Source organism: Duncaniella dubosii, assembly GCF_004803915.1.
In the GTDB taxonomy this organism is placed as follows: Bacteria; Bacteroidota; Bacteroidia; order Bacteroidales; family Muribaculaceae; genus Duncaniella; species Duncaniella dubosii.
In genome coordinates this window covers 1,529,540-1,551,439 of the sequence record NZ_CP039396.1, presented here as the reverse complement: position 1 = coordinate 1,551,439, position 21,900 = coordinate 1,529,540, and the positions used below count along the sequence as shown (strand labels likewise).

At 49.1% G+C, this 21,900-nt stretch carries 14 protein-coding genes, 1 tRNA gene, 1 other RNA gene and 2 pseudogenes; 7 read left to right on the top strand and 11 right to left on the bottom strand.

What is annotated here, in order from left to right; genetic code table 11:
- Positions 1-328 precede the first annotated feature (328 nt).
- Complete coding sequence (locus E7747_RS06740) at positions 329-817, bottom strand: GNAT family N-acetyltransferase (RefSeq protein ID WP_136414911.1); 489 nt, start codon at positions 815-817, stop codon at positions 329-331.
- Between the two features lie 159 nt (positions 818-976).
- Here E7747_RS06740 and E7747_RS06735 point away from each other — a divergent pair, with 159 nt between their 5' ends.
- Entirely contained in the window at positions 977-1,564 is a 588-nt protein-coding gene (locus tag E7747_RS06735; protein ID WP_136414909.1) for a sugar O-acetyltransferase, read from the top strand.
- A 127-nt stretch (positions 1,565-1,691) separates the two neighbouring features.
- On the opposite strand, the gene E7747_RS06730 is transcribed toward E7747_RS06735, so the two are convergent.
- A tRNA-Met gene (locus tag E7747_RS06730) sits at positions 1,692-1,763 on the bottom strand.
- Positions 1,764-1,959: 196 nt separating this feature from the next.
- Here E7747_RS06730 and E7747_RS06725 point away from each other — a divergent pair.
- The 6 genes from E7747_RS06725 to E7747_RS06700 all read left to right on the top strand — a co-directional run bounded on the left by E7747_RS06725 (position 1,960) and on the right by E7747_RS06700 (position 9,284).
- On the top strand, positions 1,960-2,724 hold the full coding sequence (locus tag E7747_RS06725) for a rhomboid family intramembrane serine protease (RefSeq protein ID WP_136414907.1): 765 nt from the start codon (positions 1,960-1,962) through the stop codon (positions 2,722-2,724).
- Positions 2,711-3,664 carry a rhomboid family intramembrane serine protease gene (locus tag E7747_RS06720; RefSeq protein ID WP_136414905.1) on the top strand — a complete coding sequence of 318 codons (954 nt, stop codon included), beginning with the start codon at positions 2,711-2,713 and terminating at the stop codon, positions 3,662-3,664. The genes E7747_RS06725 and E7747_RS06720 overlap by 14 nt, the downstream gene beginning before the upstream one ends.
- Positions 3,661-4,803 carry an endonuclease/exonuclease/phosphatase family protein gene (locus E7747_RS06715; protein WP_136414903.1) on the top strand — a complete coding sequence of 381 codons (1,143 nt, stop codon included), beginning with the start codon at positions 3,661-3,663 and terminating at the stop codon, positions 4,801-4,803. The genes E7747_RS06720 and E7747_RS06715 overlap by 4 nt, the downstream gene beginning before the upstream one ends.
- Positions 4,804-4,881: 78 nt before the next feature.
- Entirely contained in the window at positions 4,882-7,059 is a 2,178-nt protein-coding gene (locus E7747_RS06710; protein ID WP_228449277.1) for a M3 family metallopeptidase, read from the top strand.
- 494 nt (positions 7,060-7,553) lie between these two features.
- The gene (locus E7747_RS06705) at positions 7,554-8,144 is read left to right on the top strand and encodes an RNA polymerase sigma factor (protein ID WP_136414901.1); all 591 of its coding nucleotides are present in this window, start codon (positions 7,554-7,556) and stop codon (positions 8,142-8,144) included.
- A gap of 108 nt (positions 8,145-8,252) precedes the next feature.
- A complete protein-coding gene (locus E7747_RS06700) occupies positions 8,253-9,284 on the top strand; it encodes a porin (protein ID WP_136414899.1) in 1,032 nt (343 codons plus the stop codon).
- 127 nt (positions 9,285-9,411) lie between these two features.
- Here the strand turns inward: E7747_RS06700 and ffs are convergent.
- From ffs to rpoC, 9 genes and pseudogenes are all read right to left on the bottom strand, one after another.
- Positions 9,412-9,511, bottom strand: an RNA gene (gene ffs, locus E7747_RS06695) — signal recognition particle sRNA small type.
- Between the two features lie 185 nt (positions 9,512-9,696).
- Positions 9,697-10,668: a hypothetical protein gene (locus E7747_RS06690; RefSeq protein WP_168185262.1), complete on the bottom strand. Its 972-nt coding sequence runs from the start codon at positions 10,666-10,668 to the stop codon at positions 9,697-9,699.
- A 124-nt stretch (positions 10,669-10,792) separates the two neighbouring features.
- Complete coding sequence (locus tag E7747_RS06685; protein WP_228449276.1) at positions 10,793-11,500, bottom strand: thiol-activated cytolysin family protein; 708 nt, start codon at positions 11,498-11,500, stop codon at positions 10,793-10,795.
- A gap of 657 nt (positions 11,501-12,157) precedes the next feature.
- Entirely contained in the window at positions 12,158-13,792 is a 1,635-nt protein-coding gene (locus tag E7747_RS06680; protein WP_136414894.1) for a hypothetical protein, read from the bottom strand.
- A gap of 35 nt (positions 13,793-13,827) precedes the next feature.
- Entirely contained in the window at positions 13,828-14,682 is an 855-nt protein-coding gene (locus E7747_RS06675) for an adenine nucleotide alpha hydrolase family protein (RefSeq protein ID WP_228449349.1), read from the bottom strand.
- Between the two features lie 209 nt (positions 14,683-14,891).
- A pseudogene (locus E7747_RS17470) lies at positions 14,892-15,410 on the bottom strand (cation:proton antiporter); the annotation flags it as partial.
- A gap of 5 nt (positions 15,411-15,415) precedes the next feature.
- Positions 15,416-15,985 carry a cation:proton antiporter gene (locus E7747_RS17250; RefSeq protein WP_136414889.1) on the bottom strand — a complete coding sequence of 190 codons (570 nt, stop codon included), beginning with the start codon at positions 15,983-15,985 and terminating at the stop codon, positions 15,416-15,418.
- Between the two features lie 313 nt (positions 15,986-16,298).
- Positions 16,299-17,150 carry a helix-turn-helix transcriptional regulator gene (locus E7747_RS06660; protein ID WP_168185261.1) on the bottom strand — a complete coding sequence of 284 codons (852 nt, stop codon included), beginning with the start codon at positions 17,148-17,150 and terminating at the stop codon, positions 16,299-16,301.
- A 389-nt stretch (positions 17,151-17,539) separates the two neighbouring features.
- A pseudogene (gene rpoC / locus E7747_RS06655) lies at positions 17,540-21,861 on the bottom strand (DNA-directed RNA polymerase subunit beta').
- Between the last annotated feature and the right edge of the window lie 39 nt (positions 21,862-21,900).

The following is a 21,900-nucleotide window of genomic DNA, read 5'->3' as shown; positions in this document are numbered from 1 at the left end:
TCTTAATTTACGGCTTTCCCATCACTAAATTTCAAACCTTTAACACATCGCCATTAGTCCGTAACTATTCAGCGAAAACCTTTCTTGATTTTCAGATGCTTACTAAAGCGCCAATTTCATGAATCGCAGAAAATTGATGTTTTTTCGTTGGTCTCATAAAAATATATTTTATAAATCTCTGATTATTAACACCATTTACTTTGCCGATTCGATGAATAGTTACTATAACAAAGACACACAACATCCCAAAAACTCAACCCCCCAAAAGACTTTTTTGAAAAAATTCTAAAAAACAGATTAAGTCAAAGGCACATCCGTCAGTCATGATTTATTTCTTCAACTGAAATGCGAGCCTCGGCGAACCGTCATGTGTATGAATGATTCCGCAAAACACAAACGAAGACTTTAAAATCCATCTCCTCATCGGCACGTTGTCCGTATGAGTGTCAATCCTTATATTGCCTATTTTTGACAGGCAGAAAGCGAGACAACAATCCGCCACTCCTTTTTCGATGCCCGACGACGCTATACGATGAATCGTACCGTAGGCCGAATCATCAAGCCAAGCCCCATCAATCACACTATATGTCGGATCCGGACCGATTATCAGGCAGAAAACCCCGGCAAGACACCCGTCTTCAGTCATCACCACATGACTGTAGCCATTTTCAATATCCGACTCGATCAGGCTGCGCCGGGGATAGCCGTTGATCCATTGGCCTGCGTTACCGCACTCGGCCATGAAATTCTTTGCATGGCTATAAACAGCCATTATATCCTCAATATCGGCAATTCGTGATGGACGCACACTCAGCATAATAATACTATTGTAAAGTTAAGATTCACAAAAATATATATTTCCAACCGATTTCCTGCAATTTGCTGGAGCATTTATCCGGCTGCCACGATGATTTTTCATCAGATACTGCCTATATTTGCAGAAAATATTTCTAAGAGTCTTTTTAAACTTGTTTCTATGGATGTCAACGAGACTATCGGAAATTTACAGGCCGGAATGTGGGTGTATGGCTTTGGCGAAGAGATTCGCCGGATGCTTCTTGAGACCGAAGAACGGTGTTTCGAGCTAAACGCTCTGTCGCCTCGTAGAGAAAAGGAGCGGGCACATATCATAAAAGCCTTGTTCGGCAAAATCGAAGAACCGTTTACCATACATTCGCCATTTCACTGCGATTTTGGGAAACATATAACAATCGGCAAGAACTTTGTAGCCAATTTCAATCTCACCATACTTGACGAAGCAATGGTAACAATCGGAGACAACGTATTTATCGGGCCAAACTGCGGCATCTACACAATCAACCATGCCCTGTTGCCCGAGCAGCGAAACACCGGAATCATGCGTGCCCTACCTGTCACAATCGGCAACAATGTCTGGCTTGGAGCAAACGTAGTCATCCTGCCCGGTGTCACAATCGGCGACGGATGTGTCATTGGCGCAGGAAGTGTCGTGACCCGGAGTCTGCCGCCATTCACACTCGCCACAGGAAATCCATGCCTCGTCCGCCGTGAGATTGATGAATCAGACAAGGTGATCCCTGTATGACCTGACGACACTTCTGTTAAGAAGCACGCTCCTGCCGCCCTGACCTTGCGCCCATAGCTATAGATTTGGGGACGTGAGAGGAATAAAAAAATAAACGACACCCGATTTATTCGAATGTCGTTTTTAGTGGCGGGGACAGGACTCGAACCTGTGACCTTTGGGTTATGAGCCCAACGAGCTACCACTGCTCCACCCCGCGATGTCATTTTCGTGGTGCAAAGGTAGGAAGTTTTTCATTAATCACAAAATTTCAGACACTAATATTGTGTTAAATTTATTTAATCACATGGTTAGTTCCCCATTTTTTGCTCTTTCATCCGTTATATGTTCAGAGAGAATCAATTTTAATTGTCCGCACAAGGTTTTTTCGATGCGGATTTCGTAAATTTGCACTTATGCACAACGGATCATCATTTTTTTCGCAGATACCGCCTGTCACAAAAAACTTGATTATCATAAACCTGATAGTCTGGCTGGCGATGTTCGTTTTGCCGGGACGTCTCGGCACTGGTCTTGAAAATTTCGGAGGTCTACACTATTTTCTTGCCTCCGACTTCAATCCCGCACAGCTCATAACATATATGTTCATGCACTCCACCCAGAGCTTCGCACACATATTTTTCAATATGTTCTCTCTCTGGATGTTTGGCATGACACTCGAACGCACCCTTGGCAGCGCACGCTTCCTGTTCTATTATGTGTCATGCGGAGTCGGCGCAGCTCTTGTTCAGGAACTTGTATGGGCGCTTACATGGGAGGACACCATGGTAGGGCTGCTCGCCAAATACAATGCCATTGACTTTCCAGAAGCACGCGAATATATCCGACACCTTATGTCGACACCCGACGGGAAAACCGCTATTGCCCAAAACCTCAACATGTTCGTGACCATCGGAGCATCAGGTGCAGTCTATGGCATATTGCTTGCATTCGGCATGCTTTATCCAAACGCACCGCTCTATATGTTCTTTATCCCTGTACCGATAAAGGCAAAGTGGATGGTTATCGGCATGGGCGCGGTGGAAATTCTCATCGGCCTGAGCGAGGCAGCCGGAAAAGCAGACGGCATCGCGCATTTCGCTCACCTCGGAGGCATGATTTTCGGATTTCTCATAATCCTCTATTGGAAAAAGAAAGGCACTTTCCATGGGAGTTACTGATACGATAAGGCAAATGCGCCGTTCGTTTGACGGCTCAACCATGCTGATGAAGATTATCTGGATCAATATCGGCATATTCATATTGCTGCGAGTGGCGGCGATAGTCTGCATGTTTGCCGGCTGCCCTGACTTCATAAACACCATTATGAGCTACGTTCAGCTGCCGAGCAACCCTACGACACTTGCCACACGCCCGTGGACGATAGTGACATATATGTTTGCGCAATATGACGTGCTCCACATCCTGTTCAATCTGTTATGGCTCTACTGGTTCGGGACATTGTTCATGATGGTAGCCACCCAACGTCAGCTTTTCGCCCTCTATATACTTGGAGGTCTTGGAGGCGCTCTGCTGTTTCTTGTGAGCTATGCCGTCATGCCCGTGTTTGCTTTCCACAATGCAATGCTGATCGGCTCTTCAGCCTCTGTAATAGCTATTGTCACAGCAACAGCCATATTAATGCCCGACTTCAGGATGCACCTTCTCTTCATCGGGTCCATATCTCTAAAATGGATTGCCATAGCCACTATCGCTCTTGTGCTGATAGGAGTGACCGGGAGCAATGCCGGAGGTGAGATAGCCCATATCGGAGGAGTGCTGACAGGTGCAATATACGCCTTACGGCTGAAACGAGGACATGACATAACAGGGCCGTTCAACCGGGCGTTTGACCGCATGGCAAATCTCTGGAACAGATTCGCATCGACAATCTGGGGCAGTTTCTCTCACAAAACCGGAACACCCGGCCAAAAACAGGCATCCGGCCGACAATATGGGGCATCCTCCACCCCACCCCCTTATGGTAAAAATCCGACATGCGACGACAATGACCGTGAAGTCCTCGACGCGATCCTCGATAAAATAAAAAAATCAGGCTATTCCGCCCTTACGCCTCAGGAACGACAGAGACTTTTCGATGTAAGCCGAAAGATAAAATGAATTTTCCCACCCCACACAAACCGATAAAATCAACAATTCTTGCGCTTGGCGTCGGCCTGAATCTGGCCGTGGCAATGCTCACTGTGTTCTCGGCTTACGGCGGAACGTTCAATCCAGAAGAAAGAGTCATTGCCTCGATGGCTGCCATGGTGCTCCCGCTCCTCCTCCTTGCCGGAATAGTCCTATGTGTCGTAAACCTGCTGGTCGACAAACGCCTCATCCTTGTCATTGCCGCCGGATGGATCATTTCCCTTCCGTCAATACTCGTATTCTCCCCGCTCCACTTCTGGAAACCGGCATTAACCGAACAACAGAAAAAGGATTCTTTCACGTTTCTGACATACAACGTGCTTCATTTCTGGGACTTCCGTGGCGAAGATTATCTCGGAGTGGAGAAAAACGAGACCCTCGATTATATTATTTCCACAAATGCCGATATTGTAAACCTACAGGAATACGATGTCCTTGACACAAAAGGCCCGTGGAAAATCAAAGAGGCTCAGATTGACTCACTCTCTGCTCTCTATCCATATCAATACACTGATCTGGATCTTAAATACGCTCTTCTTTCCAAATATCCGTTTGAAAAAATCGAGCTTGAGGTACATCCTAAAGCAAAATTGGCAATGCTCGGATTCAGACTCAACATACAAGGTCATGAAATCCACCTCATCAACGTCCATCTAAAATCAATCGGACTGACACCGGAGGACAAGACTCTCTATAAAGAAGCCCTTGAGATGCCCGCTACAAAGTCAGAGCTTAAACGGGAGCTGAAGGAGGTGAAATCCCAGCTTCTGACCAAACTTTCCGAAGCATTCAAAATACGGACATTACAAGCCCGGACAGTACGAAATATCGTTGACTCCATCGGAGGGCCGTTCATTGTTGCCGGAGACTTCAATGACATACCTGATTGCTATGCCGTGCGCACAATCAAAGGCAAAGACATGCACGACGCATACGCCGACGCAGCTTTCGGCCCTACGATAACATATCATGGCGATAAATTCTACTTCCGTATAGACCAGATTCTCTACCGAGGGCCGTTCAAGGCTGTAGACATCGAACGCGGCGACATCTCCTCAAGCGACCATAACCCGCTTTTGGCCACATTCTTATTTGATCCGGTGAAATAATAGCCAAGCCGGATTTCTTACAGACTCTTACCATGTATTATACCACGAAAAAGATTATCACATTAATAATATCCTGCGATGAATAAATTTCTAACCGCCGCTCTCGGAGCTGTATTGCTCCCTGCGACACTTAGCTTTCCGACAGAAATGAATGCTCAGACTCGTCAGAATCCGTTCATGGTGCCTTATGAGACTCCATTCGGGATTCCACCTTTCGACAAAATCACCTATGACGACTATCTCCCGGCAATCGAAAAAGGGATAGCCGACAAAAAAGCCGAAATCGAGGCTATAGCCAACAATCCGGCCACTCCGACATTCGACAACACCATCCTTGCTATGGAAAAGAGCGGAGCGCTCCTCGAAAAGGTAATGCTCGTCTTCGGTGCTCTCGACGAAACAGACAACAACGAACACATGCTCGCCATTTCCGAGAAGGCATATCCGATGGTTTCAGCCGCTTCCGACGAAATCATGATGAACGACAAGCTTTTCAAGCGTGTCAAATATCTCTACGACAACCGCGACAAACTGAATCTCGACGGCCCGCAGAAACGCGCGGTTGAACTCTCCTATAAAAGTTTCACCCGCAACGGTGCGTTGCTCTCAGCCGAAAAGAAAGAAGAGCTCAAGAATCTGAACAACGAACTTACACAGCTCTTCCTCTCGTTCAATAAAAATCTTCTCGCATCGACCAACAAATTTGAGCTTGTCGTAACCGATCCGGCTGAGCTCAAAGGCATTCCCGCCGGAATCGTCAGCACCGCTGCCGAAGAGGCTGCGAAACGCGGCAAACAAGGCCAGTGGGTTTTCACCCTCCATGCCCCGAGCCGTCTGCCGGTGCTTAAATATGCCGACAGCCGTTCGCTGCGCGAAAAAATGTATAACGGCTATATGAACCTTGCCTCCGAAGCCCCCTACGACAACCGTCCCGTCATCGGCAACATCGTCAAGGCACGTTCAAAAAAAGCCCGTCTCCTCGGCTTCAATGATTTCGCGTCATATATGACCGACAATGTTATGGCCAAGACACCCGAAGCCGCCCGCAACCTTCTTCTCCAGATCTGGAGTCCGACCAAAGACAAAGTGGCCGAAGAAGTCTCGGAAATGCAAGCCTACATTGATGAATCGGGCGAAAAATTCAAGCTTGCTCCTTGGGACTACTATTACTATGCCGAAAAGGTACGACGCAAGAAATACGCCCTTGACGAGAACGAGGTCAGTGCATATTTCTCTGTCGACAATGTGCGCAAAGGCATTTTCACCCTTGCCGAACGACTCTATGGGGTGACATTCACCGAACTCCCCGACGCCCCCAAATACAATCCCGAAGTCAATGTCTATGAGGTCAAGGACAAGGACAACAACCATGTCGCTGTATTCATGACAGACTACTTCCCCCGTCCCTCCAAGCGTCAGGGCGCATGGATGAGCGAATTCAGAGGTGCGTTTGAAGATGCCGACGGTACTTCGGCCCGCCCCATCGTCTACAACGTCGGCAACTTCACCCGTCCGACAGCTGACACCCCGGCGCTACTGACGATTGATGAGGTACAGACCATGTTCCATGAATTCGGCCACGGTCTCCACGGAATGCTGACCAAAGCCAAGCTCCGCAGTCAGGCAGGCACAAACGTTGACCGCGATTTCGTAGAGCTTCCATCACAGATCACCGAACACTGGGCTCTCGAACCGGAACTTCTGAAAGAATATGCCTTCCATTACAAGACAGGCGAGGTCATCCCCGAATCCCTCATCAAGAAACTTGAAGCAGCATCCACCCACAACCAAGGCTTTGAAATCACCGAACGGGTGACAGCCGCACTTCTCGACCTCGAATGGGGCGCGCTCAATCCATCCGACAGCGAAAATATCGACATCGACAAGTTCGAAAAGCAGGTGGCAGCCAAACTCGACATGCCCTCACAGATAGCCTACCGCTACCGTTCACCCTACTTCAAACATATTTTCGGCGGCGACGGATATGCCTCAGGCTACTACACTTATCTGTGGGCAGAAGTCCTTGACACCGACGGCTTCGAGCTCTTCACCGAAAAAGGCGTATTCGATCCGGCAACAGCAAAGTCATTCAAGGAAAACATCCTTGAAATGGGTGGCAGCGAAGACCCGATGACATTGTTTAAACGTTTCCGCGGACACGAGCCTAAAGTCGATGCACTCCTGCGTCTGCGCGGACTCGCTCCACGCAAGGAAGCCGCAAAGGGAGGCGACATCAATATCCCCGGCGGCAAATAAAACCACGCCAAATCCATAATTAATGTTAAAACAAGCCTATTATGCTTTTTAACATATCCCCGAAGATAGGCCATTCCAAAAGAATGGCCTATCTTTGTTTCAGCAATTAAATCGGATACATAACAATTTGCGAAACCCTAAAATTCACATGTAACGTATTTATTCTAAACTATTGCATTATGTTAGAAACAACCTACGTTAACTAATAAGTGAATCATAGGTTACGAATCCGGCCACTCGTGAGAGTAGCCGGATTTCTTTTCTACATATAAGAACAGAGATCAGACTTGACGACAACACACCAGCTTATTGCATAGCAATCTGATTTTATGGGGTTAAATAATGTCAATTATATTGTAAAACCTGCGAATAATACCTACTTTTGCGTAGGATACGCAAGTTTATTGTATCGACAATTCACATTTTTATTATTTTTAACTAAATTTTAACCGCCTATAGACACACTGCTACTCTAACCAATCAAAACCGACAAAATGGAACAACTGACTAAGCTTACTGACCGGGATCTGGTTGCCGCTTATGCCAACAACAATAATGAAGCCTTCGACGTACTCCTACAGCGCCATCAGCAGAAAGTATATTCCTATATCTTACACATTGTGAAAAACAAGGATGTCGCCGACGACATTTTTCAGGAGACTTTCGTCAAGGCAATCATGACGATCAAACAGGGACGGTATATGGAACACGGAAAATTTTCCGGATGGCTCACACGTATCGCCCACAATCTCATAATCGACTATTTCCGTCAGGAAAAGATCGAGAACGCCGTGTCGGCCGACGAAGAAGGAACCGATATACTCAACCGGCGAGACCTCTGTGAAGGAAACATAGAGGACATCCTCGTCAGCACACAGATTGACGAAGACCTGCGCCGTATAGTCATGGCCCTCCCCGATGCCCAGCGTGAAGTGCTCGTGATGCGCTTCTACCGCAACATGTCGTTCAAGGAAATAGCCGAAGCGACATCCGTCAGCATCAACACTGCCCTAGGACGCATGCGCTATGCGATTATGAACATGCGTCGCATAGCAGCTGACAACAAAATCGCGCTGGCTATCTGACCCCCCGGCCCTGCCAACAATCTGCCCCTGTATGCCGCTCTGTCTTTCCCCTGCTCCTCCATGCCCACAGTATCCAATCAATTCTACCTAATTAAGAAGCTGTTTAAAATGTCACATTTTAATTTCCGCAGACTCTCTTTCCTCCTGCTCTCCATTCTTGGCATAATGCCTGTAGCGGCCGACGACAATAATAAGGTCGACCTTACTCCCGAGCTCCACGGAGTCATACGCCCGCGCTGGGAAATGGACACAAAGGGAGGCGAAAACCGTTTTCAGCTGCGCAACGCCCGTCTGAGTGTCAACGGCCGTCTCGCACCGGAAATCGACTACTATTTCCAAGCTGATTTCTGCGACAGAGGAAAAATAATGTTTCTTGACGGCTGGGGGCGCATAGCCATCACTCCGGCGCTCAAACTTCAGGCCGGACAGTTCCGCATACCATTCGGCACAGACTGTTTCCGTGGCCCGGGCAACTACATCTTCGCCAACCGATCCTTTATCGGAGGCACGATGAACAACGTGCGTGGAGTAGGCGCGAAGCTGTCCTATACGTTCGCTCTCCCCGAAAGCTCGTCGCTTCTCGTTGAAGCCGGAGCGTTTAACCCGACCACAATCACAGACCAGAATATCTGGGTCAAAAAAATGGCCTACGGAGGCAAAGCCCTCTATTCGGTGGGCAACGTAAAGTTAGCAGCCGGAGCTGAAACCCTAATCCCTGACTCTGTACGCATCAACTCTCTGACAGCCTCGGCCACATGGACAAGCGGACGTTGGACTGTAGAAGGCGAATATCTCAACAAACATTACGTCAACAACGCCCACAAGGCAGCTCACGGCTATAATTTCTTTGTCGACTACGCCTTCCCCGTCAATGCCGGAGTCTTCAACCGCGCATCTGTCCAAGGACGCTTCGACGGGATGACAGCCCACAGCAACGGTCTGCGCAACGACCTCGGACAGCTCTCGACCACACACTCAGCCCGCAACCGAATCACCGTAGGCGGAACTCTCTCATACAACTACAAAGCCATTCACTGTGACCTCCGGCTTGATTACGAGAAATATTTCTACCACCACGACACCACAGTCCCTGTCGGCGGCGGTGACAAGATATGCGCCGAAATGGTCATTAAATTCTGACGCCAGCCATCGGCCACCAACAAAATCTCTCAGCTTGAGACAAAAAACATATCTGCGCAAGTGACTTTATCGGTCGCTTGCGCAGATATGTTTTTCCGGCCTTTTGCCGGAACATTACTACACAAAAAAAGGGTAAGCTGACTACATCGCACCGCTACAACCCGATACCGTTGCTTCGATCAAGACCTGGCGGGGTTTTCGGGGAGCTGGTCGTGTAGGACTTACCCGGCTGCAAAGGTACGACTTTTTTCTGAATCCGCAAGCATTTTCGGCGGTTTAATTTCGCAACTTCACGTATTTCATTAGCTATATGCCTATTATCTCAGAGTGTCACGCCCACCGACGGCGCTAAATAAAAACCGCCGGAGCACCATACGCCCATCAATATTCCGAGCCACGAAGTCAGCCGTCATTATTTTTCGGGTCGGTAAGCGCCATCTCCATTCAGCCAACGTCCGTCGACATACAGAGGATAGCCGTAGCCGAGAGGCTTGAACGGATTAGCCATAAAGTCTATGAGGCTGTCAACCGTCGTACCAACACGGGCATTCTGCGTCACATCATCTATGATAAATGTATAAATTTCCGATCCGCGAAGCACTCCATCCTCCTCACTGAATTCCTCTTGCAACGTCCTTCCACCAAGTCCATTGAAACAGGCTATCACATCGGCATACTCCTTATCACTAACCACGACGAAATATGCGGATGCCCCATAAGTCAGGCTTTTGATATAGACAAGGTTGCCGGCATCGGCAGGAGCAGTCTTGAAAATACCGTCGCCCGGTGTTTCCAGAGCGACTGTCATGCCCTTAAACACCGCTTTGCCAAACATCAGACTCCCGGGGCTCTCGATGCCTGAACGCAGACGGATGCTCTCGGCAATTCCTTCGGCAAACTTCATATTGTCCGAGAAAAAATACTTCAGATTGTCCATCGACTCCAGATTGCAAAAGCCATAGACGCCCGGCGAATGTTTGTCAGCTATAAAGTCAGCATATTCCTGCGAACGTGTTGTCGATTTCATAAAATCAACATAATTTATCAACCGGGGAATATAGTCATTCGCCATATAGTCACTCCAACCGTTCCCAAATGTAGCGATAATCCCTGCTTGGTTTTTGTCGCCTGTCACCTCATCATCAAAACTGTTTCCGAAACAATCACTCTTACATACACAGCCCACATAAAGGCCATCAGACGGAGGCATGGGGATGCTTTCGTTTCTATCATCTATCCCAAGATAGCGTGTACCTATAAAAGTCTGGCTGTCCGGCATACCAGTCTCGACAATATAGTCCCAGTGCGGACTGAATGTCTCCTCATCGCCCGGCTTTTCATTGCCCGGACGGCCGGGACTGTCATTATTGTCACATGATGTCACTAATACGCATGATAAAAATAATAGTAAAAAGCGTATAATTTGTAAGTTCATAATATGATATTTTTAATTCAGCACATCTATCGTCTTAACGATGAATGCACTGAATAATTTATTAATTGATTAACTAATGTCTACCTGTACCGCCACCGCTGTGCCGTCCACCATTGGTATTTCCTGGGTCACGCGGAACGGGGACATATATATTAAAGACAGAATGATCCTTCGTATAACAGCCCTTGCATATTATTGGTAGACCTGGAGCATATTGAGAATACGAAACTTTGAATGCATTCTGTATTTCATCTAATGATGAGAAATACTGGTTCGCATCACCCTCGGTATTATCAGAGATTACATATATAGTAATTGTCGATTTTTGTAGTATTTCTACATCTTTAGATGTATAATTTCCTCCAGCTGAAAATATTTTAAACTTAATTCCAGCTTCCAATGCCTTTTTTACCTCTTCAAACGAATATTCGCTCTCAATTGCTAAAAGTGCTATTTTTCCATAAGAGATACTACGAATAAAAACAGGATTTTCAGAAGAATAGTCATTATTTCTATCTTTGAAAAAGCCGGAGGATGGTAAATCCATGGTTACACTGAAGTTTTTTGAAATCAACTGGCCTAACAATCGACTCTTAATATTGGTCTTCTTGGAATTACTTTTAACTTTTGCCGAGAATATACTTCCGAGTCCCGAATTCGTAGCAAAAGCTTTTTCAATGTCAGAGTAAGAATAAAATTCCGTACACGAGAAAGACATAGACTCACGGGCCTTCGATGTAAGGTAATTTTTATATTCCTGAGATCTAAGCACTTCCTTCATAAACAGTTTATAGCCTATGCTTCCAGTTGGTCGGGTTATCTCCCCAATATAGGAATCCGGAAAACTTGTTGCTATATCTATCGGATTACGTTCATACAATATTTCTTTGCCAAAACCACCACCGAATTCACTTTCAGGGAAAGCAGCACCGACATATATGATATTAGGATCAGTGACTAATATATCTGAGACAGGATTAGTTGTACCTAATTAAAAGGGGGAAGCACAAAACGGAGATGTTTTTCCGTATAGTGACACTCTATGAATACACGAGAGGGAAGTTCTTTCCTTTTCTTATTTTTATCATATTTCAAGTATTCGACATGTCCTTCATCCTGTAACTCCTCACTATCATTAGCATATAGCATCAGTGGGATGGTGAGCGAGAAAAATAGAATAAGTGTGTGAATGAATGGTCCCATATTGCTATGTTTTTACGATTGATTAATGATGCAAAATTATAGAAAAGCCATCGATCAGTCACTAAAAAGCTTGAAAAACCATTTGGCGCAACGCATTTACAACACACTAATACCCAATATATTACAAACCATAATCTTGAAAAATTCTGGCGCGCCAGATAGTCATTGCAGTTAATCAACCATTATTCAATCAATTAGCTACAATTGGGTTTCAAATTACACTTACAACGCTGATTTACCGCCTTTTATCCAGTATTGCAAGATAAATCTGCCTATTCCCACTATCAGATGCCTTTATTTTATTTTTCAGACGCTTCCGACGGTCATAGACTCCTGTAACATTGTCCAATCCTAAAAACAGAGCGATTGCGGAAGTTGAAAAACCGTAGATTGAATAAAGAAACAACAGATAATCGTTTTCCATCAGATTAGGAAAATCAGCATTGAACTTCGACATTATATTTTCATAGTGCGCATCGACATAAGTGGCAAGTTCAGAAATCTTATTCTTATCCTGTGAAAACTGTCCGATGAGACTCTCGACAACTTTCGACACATTTTTTTTTGCCTGCACTGAGTTTCCCTTTTCATACATGACCCGACAGAAATCATCAAGCATTGCGAAACGGTCGCCGAGCAGGTCAAGAATCATTCTGTTGTGATTTTCATCCTTAGTCTCAAGCATCTCCCTGAGGTTATCGGCGAGCATGATATTCTTTTCAATCTGAAGCCTCTGTCGGCGGATATGGCGATAGGAAAAATATGCACCCACAATAATAATCATAACGGTCACAAAAACAGCAAGCCATAACATAGCCTTTGAAAAGCGGCTCCGTTCATGTTCGAGTGCAAGTTTATAGGCATGATAGTCCATCAATGCACCGGAAAGATTATATCTTATAAGCTCTCGGTCTCTTTTCTCATGTTCAGTCATAATATCTTGAAGAACAGTCAATGCGCTGTCTCGATTGCCGAGTGATAAAAGAATATTATATTTCATCCAAGTCCCGACATTATTGGTACACGTGGATTGTGGAATAATACTTTTGGCCTTACTCACCATATTATTTCTCAGATAAATAAGTCCGAGATAGGCGGAGTCAGATGGCAATGTATAATCCGTTTCACATATGTATTTATAGATGACAGCCGCACTGTCATACTTCCCCCATCCGAAATATGACAGCGCCATGTTTCGGCGTGCATCCTCCTCCAGCTCCCTGTCACCACGCATCAGGGCAGAATCAAGCAATTGTCTGCACACAATGATGGCCGAATCATATTTTAAGTCATAATGATAGGCCGATGCAAGGTCAAGCATTCCGTCATGGATATAGAGTGGATTTCCATGCTCTTTAAAATTTGTGTATTCAATCTTCGCGAACTTTATCATCTCCGTGTAATTGAACGTCTTCTCATATATCTCACATATACGCTCTGCAATCATACCACGCCAGAAACTGTCACCGACTGCATCTGCAAGTTCATAGGCGTTATAAAATGCGAAAATCGCATTGGCATAGTCTCCTTTGTTGAGTCTGACACGACCATAGTAATAGCTGGCAAGCATGGAGCGGAAATGGTCAGGACCATCCTCGTAATAATCGACCGCCTCGGTGATGAGCGAGTCGTTGTCGACATCGAGGTAGTTCTTAAACTGCGCCTGAGTGAACAGCAGAGCGTAGAGAGCGCGTGATGATTTACCACGGATCTCACCGAGATTGAGCGATCGTAGTAGCGCAAGGGCAGAGTCGGGATGCTCCGTCATCACCGCCTCAGCTTCGTAGAGCGTGCGGTCGGGAGCGCCTGAGCATCCGACCACGGCAAATAGCGTGAGAAGCGTAATGATTGACAGAATGAATTTTTCCATAACTACATCCGGATGAGATAGAATCGTCGGCCGGTTCACTTCCTTCCAGATGCCTTACGCAACATCTTGCGCAGACGGCGGAGCTGGTTCATGGCGAAAAGGAAGACGGGATTTGGAGGCGAGACGATGTCTGTCGCCATGGTCTCGGCCATGGTCATCGGAGGCTCCGTGCCGAACTGGCCGGGATAGATCACGATAAGGTTATTGCCTGCAAGGTATTTCTGAAGATATTCGGGGACAGCATCCATATCGCTGTCAAACGACACCGACGAACGGCGGGCGCTCACAACTATAAGCAGATCGTCGTCGTTAATCTCACTTGACTTGATGACAAAGTCGTCGTAGCTCTCCACGGTCGAAAACGACATCCGTATGCCCAGTTTGCTCTGGGTGATCACGGTGCGGATAAGCGGCGCGGTCGAGTCCTCACACCAGAATTCCACACGGCAGCCCACCTGACGTCCGAGATTGCCGACGGCCTGAACCCAGCGGCGGAAACCGGTCTCAAACTGCGCCTTCTTAGGAACGGCCACCAGTATGCGCGTGACTGTGGCCAGCGGAATGAAGCAGCGCGACATGACCACCATGCGGTTGGTCGAGCGCAGAAGCTGCTCGATTTTCTCGCCGAGGAAGGAGTCGATTATACTGGTCCGGCGGTGTATTCCCAGCACAAGTTCGGTGATGTCGCGTTCCTCCATTGTGTTGAGCACACCGGTGATGAAGTTGAGGTCGAAACGCTCGATTGCAGTGAGGTTCGTCTCGACTGCCGATGCAGCACGTTCGGCCACGTCGAGCGAATTGCGTCCGATGGCCTTCGACGAGGCGGAATTGTCGTTGCGCACATGAAGGGCGTAGAGGTCTCCGGCCACCGACGTGTCGGGGAAACGCATCGAAAGCGCGAGGTCGACAATCGAGGGGCGGTCAGCGGATTTGAGATTGCCACAAGTGTACGCGGATGGGTTGTCGCGTCGTCCTTGACGCTATCCTCATCGGCCTGTTCAAGCAACTGAACCTTGAGGCGCGAGGCGGCACGCTCGGTGCCGAACGATGAAACGGTGCAGGTGACGAGGATCATCACGACAGTCCCGTTGAGCACAGTCACGTCAAACAGGTGCATTTCATAGCCGATCATCACCACTGCAAGCGCCACTGCCGTGTGTGCGTTGGAGAGCTGATACATGATCGAGCGGTCGACCGGCGTGAGCCTGTAGACCTTCTGCGTCACCCACGCGGCTATCCACTTCGAGAGCATGGCCACGGCGCTCATGACGGCGGCGGTGTAGAGCGTTGTCCAGCCGTCCATCACCACGTGAAGATCAATCAGCATCCCTACCCCGATAAGGAAATAGGGTATGAAAATAGCGTTGCCGACAAACTCCAGACGCCCCATCAGCGGCGAGCGCGCCGGGATGAAGCGGTTGAGGACAAGACCGGCGAAGAATGCGCCGAACACTCCTTCAAGCCCGATGAACGAAGCAAGCGCGGCCGCCCCGAACACCATCACCATGACGTAGATAAACTGGGCTATCCCGTCGCTGTAATGCTTGAAGAAATAGCGTGTGACGCGCGGATAGATATAAATCAGGCCGACACAGTAGAGCGCCAGATAGCACAGCACGGGAATCAGCGAGGCCACCGACCCGTCGCGGTATACCCGAGAACTCCCGCAAGGACAATCAGCGAGCCGAGCACGGTGACAATCGTACCGGCTATCGCTATCACCACTGCGGGCGACTTCGTGACGCCGAAACGCGTCACTATCGGATAGGCTATCAGTGTGTGGGCCGCGAACATCGAGGCAAGCAACGTGGCCTCAAGGAAGTGCATGCGCAGCGCGGCCATTGCCACCAATGCGCCCAATATTAGCGGAATTATAAATGTGAAAAGGCCGAATGTCATCCCCTTGCGCAGATTTTTGCGCAGGTGATACATGTCGATCTCTATACCCGCGAGAAACATGAGATATAGAATGCCGACCTGACCGAAGACTTCGAAGCTCATGTCGCGTGCCAGCAGATTGAAGCCGTGAGGGCCTACGACGACACCCGCCACAATCAGACCGATAACGTGGGGAATCCTCAACCGGCTCAGGACGAGCGGGGTCAAAAGGATTATGGCCATCACGGTAAGGAATATCGGGACGGGGGCAGTGATCAGCGGTGCTGTGGCCGGTATGGCGAGCGATAGCAACATAACACTGCAAAATTAGCTAAAACCCCGCAATTATCGAAATACCCCGCCATGAAAAGAGCGTTGCGCTGCCTGAAGCAGCCACTTTTTGAAACCGGCAAATCCGGAAATAATATTCTTCGGGGAGATACAGAAATTAAGAAATGACAGACTTTTGGGAGGTACAGAAATTCAGAAATGACAGAAATAACAAACTTTAATTATATTCATTCGGGTATCTTCATTTGAAATCTTTCTTGATAATAATCCGATATTTCTGTAATTCGGAATAATAATCTGTTATTTTTGTTATTTCTGAATTTTTGTACCTCCGATTTCAGCTGTTGCGCTCCCGGGTCAGGGCAGCTTCCGAGGCGAGCTGTCTGCGGAGCCATAATGGGGAGACAACCTCGATGGCCGGGCCGTAGGAGCGCAGTTTCATGATAAAATCGACTGTCGGACGGACATAGAGCTCAAACGTATAGGTTTCGACCTCGACTTCCTCCTGTGAATGATGTAACGGAAGCGAGCGGACATAATTGGCCTGCCCGTCATGTACCTTTATGACCACTCGTTCAGGCTTCTCATCAGTCATAACACCGACCGAGTGGACAAACAGCCCGTCGACATCAAATCCGGATGGAAACTCAAACGTATCCTGCGTCGGCGTGAGCTCTCTGATGCGGTCGAAGGCGTATGGACGGATATGCCCGTCCTCACCCTCACCGATGAGATACCATCGGTTCATACTCTGCTTCACGGCATACGGACGTATGCCGAAGGTCGAAGGAATATTGTGGGGATTGAAACCGGCATAACTCATCTGCAACACTTGTCCGGACTGCATGGCCTCAACAGCCGTGACAAGATTCGCACCGCCCGAGGGGGAATGTTCGGGCAGGATGCGCCCCGACAGCGCCCGGCTCTCGCTAACCACGTTGGCAATCCCCAGAGTGTCGAGCAGCCACGTCTGCAAGCGTCCGTCGCAATCGTCCTGCGCGATATAATAGACATTGCCGCGTGCCGCGTCACACTCCAACGCTATACCGAACAACTCCCTTATCCCCTCGCGGTAGCGGTAAAACGTGGAGCGCGACAGCGGCGACCTGTCATTCATGGGCGACTCGGCCCATTTGCGGCTGATTTCCCCGAAAGTCAGCCGCCCGTCAAAGCACGCAATCGTATTCACAAGCCAAATATATCGTTGTATGATGGGTAAAGTCGACATGATTTCCAATCCGTTTTTTTGTTTACACCCGCAAAATTACAACGCAGGTGTCTCATTTCATGAAACACCTGCGAAGAAAGTTTCTTCAAATATTAATTAGCACTTTCCAGTCTACAATGATTCGGTAATTTTTACCGAATCATTGTAGACTGGAAAGTATAGTTTTTTCGAGTACAGTCGAAAATCACGGCATTTTTATAGAAAATATCGAGTACAGTCAAGTTTTTGGCTGTATGGTGAAATCGGTGGTGGATATAAAACAGCAGCGCCGGCCCGGATGGGTCGGCGCTGGATGTTTATTGGGGTGTCAGAAGTTTGTCTGAGAGTTCAGACGCTGTCTGACGGATTTATCAGAGTTCGGTATGGGCCACGTCGATGACCTCAGGAGCTTCATGACGGGGAATGACAGGGAGGTCGAAGGCATCTTCGATGTCATCCTTTCCGCCGACCACGATGCGCTCGTAGGAGCGGAGACCTGTACCGGCGGGGATGAGGTGACCGCAGATGACATTTTCCTTCATGCCCTGAAGGTAGTCGACCTTGCCGTTGATTGCAGCTTCGTTGAGCACCTTGGTTGTTTCCTGGAAGGACGCAGCCGACATGAACGACGAAGTCTGGAGGGCGGCACGGGTGATACCCTGAAGAATCTGCTCGGAAGTGGCAGGCTGAGCATCACGAACCACAATCGGACGGAGGTCACGGCGCTTGAGCGATGAGTTTTCGTCGCGGAGCTTGCGGGCAGTGATGATCTGACCGGGCTTGACGTTCTCGCTGTCGCCTGCGTCGGTGACAACCTTCTTGCCCCAGATGCGGTCGTTCTCGTCCATGAAGTCTCGTTTGTCGACCACCTGCTGCTCAAGGAAGCCGGTGTCACCCGGATCAAGGATGTTGACCTTACGCATCATCTGGCGCACGATAACTTCAAAGTGCTTGTCGTTGATCTTCACACCCTGCATGCGGTACACGTCCTGAACCTCGTTGACGATGTATTCCTGAACGGCTGTCGGGCCCATGATGTTGAGGATGTCGGCCGGAGTGATAGCACCGTCTGAAAGGGGTGTGCCGGCACGCACATAGTCGTTTTCCTGAACAAGAATCTGCTTCGACAGGGGCACAAGATATTTCTTGGTCTCTCCGAGCTTGGAGGTGACGGAAATCTCGCGGTTGCCGCGCTTGACCTTTCCGAACTTGACCTCACCGTCGATTTCAGAAACGATGGCGGGGTTAGAGGGGTTACGGGCTTCGAAAAGCTCGGTCACACGGGGAAGACCACCGGTGATGTCACCGGCAGAACCGGCGGCACGAGGAATCTTGACGAAAATCTCACCGGCCTTGACAGTGTCGCCGTCGTCGACCATGAGGTGAGCGCCCACAGGAAGCGCATAAGTCTTGACAACCTCGCCTGTAGCATCGACGATATTGGCTTCGGGAACTTTGCCACGCTCCTTGGATTCGATGATGATCTTTTCGCGGAGACCGGTCTGTTCGTCGGAATCGACGCGGTAGGTGACGTTTTCCTGGAAGTTGACATATTCGACCTTACCGCCGACTTCGCTGACGATAACGGCGTTGAAGGGGTCCCATTCGCAGATTACGTCGCCCTTCTTGATGGTAGCACCGTTATCGAAGAAAAGTTTAGCACCGTAGGGGATGTTGGCGTTGGTCAGCATCATCTTGGTGTTGGGATCGACGATACGCATTTCAGCGAGTCGGCCGATCACCACGTCGACGTTGCGTCCCTTGGCATCAGCCTCGTCGGTCTGTACGGTACGGAGCTCGTCGATTTCAAGGATACCGTCGTAGCGCGAAGTGAGCGAGTTGACGGCGGCAATGTTCGAAGCCACACCACCGACGTGGAATGTACGGAGCGTAAGCTGAGTACCCGGCTCACCGATAGACTGGGCGGCAATCACACCGACAGCCTCTCCCATCTGCACCATGCGGTGTGTGGCGAGGTTGCGGCCGTAACACTTGGCGCAGACACCCTTCTTGGACTCGCAGGTGAGCACCGAGCGGATTTCAACAGATTCAATCGGCGACTCGTTGATGCGGTCGGCGGCAACGTCGTTGATTTCCTCACCGGCAGCGACGATAAGCTCGCCGTTGGTGGGATCGATGATGTCGTGGACAGACACACGGCCGAGGATACGCTCGCCGAGCGATGCGACAACCTCGTCGTTGTTCTTGATTTCGGTGCAGACAAGTCCGCGGAGTGTACCGCAGTCCTCTTCGTTGATGATAACGTCGTGGGCCACGTCGACAAGACGGCGGGTAAGATAACCGGCGTCGGCAGTCTTAAGCGCAGTATCCGCAAGACCCTTACGGGCACCGTGGGTAGAGATGAAGTATTCGAGCACCGAAAGACCTTCCTTGAAGTTCGCAAGAATCGGGTTCTCGATAATCTGACCACCTTCGGCACCGCTCTTCTGCGGCTTGGCCATAAGACCACGCATACCTGAAAGCTGACGAATCTGGTCCTTAGAACCACGGGCACCGGAGTCAAGCATCATGTAGACAGGGTTGAAGCCCTGCTTGTCGGCCGAAATCTGCTTCATGAGAGTGTCGGCGAGACGCGAGTTGACGTGTGTCCAGATATCGATGATCTGATTGTAGCGTTCGTTGTTGGTGATGAAGCCCATCGAGTAGTTGTTGAGGACTTCCTGCACCTGCTCGTAGCCTTCCTTGACATACTGTTCCTTTTCGGCAGGAATAAGCACGTCGCCGAGGTTGAACGACAGACCGCCCTTGAACGCCATGTAGTAACCGAGGTTCTTGATGTCGTCGAGGAACTGTGCCGAGCGGGGAATACCGCAATATTTGATTACGCGCGAGATGATTGTACGCAGTGATTTCTTTGAAAGGATCTCATTGACATAGCCAATCTCTTTGGGAACGTACTGGTTGACAAGCACACGTCCGACAGAGGTGTTCTCTACGAGGTGCTTGATGGGATTGCCGAATTCGTCGATATCGTCAACCACAATCGAAACGGGAGCGTGGAGAGTCACACGGCCTTCGTTGTAGGCGATTTCCGCTTCTTCAGGGCCGTAGAACTTCAGACCTTCGCCCTTGTCGCCCTTGCGGAGCTTGGTGATATAGTAAAGACCAAGCACCATGTCCTGAGAAGGCACGGTGATAGGCGCACCGTTGGCAGGGTTGAGGATGTTGTGAGAACCGAGCATGAGAAGCTGTGCTTCGAGGACAGCTTCGTTGCCAAGAGGAAGGTGAACCGCCATCTGGTCACCGTCGAAGTCGGCGTTGAATGCCGTACATGCGAGCGGATGGAGCTGGATAGCCTTACCTTCGATCATCTTGGGCTGGAATGCCTGAATACCGAGACGGTGAAGAGTCGGGGCTCGGTTGAGGAGCACGGGGTGGCCCTTCATCACATATTCGAGGATATCCCAAACGACAGGCTCTTTGCGGTCGACGATCTTCTTGGCCGACTTGACAGTCTTTACAATGCCACGCTCAATGAGCTTGCGGATTACGAAGGGCTTGTAGAGCTCGGCAGCCATATTTTTGGGGATACCGCATTCGTGCATCTTAAGTTCCGGACCTACGACGATAACCGAACGAGCCGAATAGTCGACACGCTTACCGAGAAGGTTCTGACGGAAACGGCCCTGCTTACCCTTGAGCGAGTCAGAGAGCGATTTGAGGGGGCGGTTTGCCTCGGTCTTGACAGCCGACGACTTGCGGGAGTTGTCAAGGAGCGAATCGACAGCTTCCTGAAGCATGCGCTTCTCGTTGCGGAGAATCACATCGGGAGCTTTGATTTCGATGAGACGTTTGAGACGGTTGTTGCGGATGATCACACGACGATAGAGGTCGTTGAGGTCGGAAGTGGCGAAACGACCGCCATCAAGCGGCACGAGGGACGGAGTTCGGGGGGAATAACAGGCACGGCCTGAAGAATCATCCATTCAGGACGGTTGCGCTCGCGAGATGCACGGAACGACTCGACAACCTGAAGACGCTTGAGAGCCTCGGTCTTGCGCTGCTGCGAACCTTCGGCATTCGCCTGATCGCGGAGAGCATAGGAGAGGTCATCGAGATTGATGTCCTTAAGGAGATCATAGATAGCCTCCGCACCCATCTTGGCAACGAACTTGTTGGGGTCAGTGTCGTCAAGAAGCTGGTTTTCGCGGGGAAGACGGTCCATGATGTCGAAATACTCCTCCTCGGTGAGAAGGTCGAGACGCTGTACGGGGTTCTCACCGTCGGCAGCAGCACCGGGATTGATGACTACATAGCGCTCATAGTAGATGACGGCATCAAGCTTCTTTGAGGGAAGACCGAGAAGATAACCGATCTTGTTAGGCAGCGAGCGGAAGTACCAGATATGTGCGACGGGCACAACGAGCTTGATGTGGCCCATGCGCTCACGACGTACTTTCTTTTCAGTCACTTCCACACCACAACGGTCACAGACAATGCCTTTGTAACGTATGCGCTTGTACTTGCCGCAATGGCATTCGAAGTCCTTTACAGGACCGAAAATGCGCTCGCAGAAAAGGCCGTCGCGCTCAGGCTTGTAGGTGCGGTAGTTGATGGTTTCGGGTTTTAACACCTCGCCGCTTGACTTCTCAAGAATCTCTTCGGGCGAAGCGATGCCGATCGAGATTTTCGAGAAACCGGTTTTTTGTTTATTGTCTTTTCTAAAAGCCATATTTTAGATATTCAAAAGCGATGTTAAGTAATTTTTTCG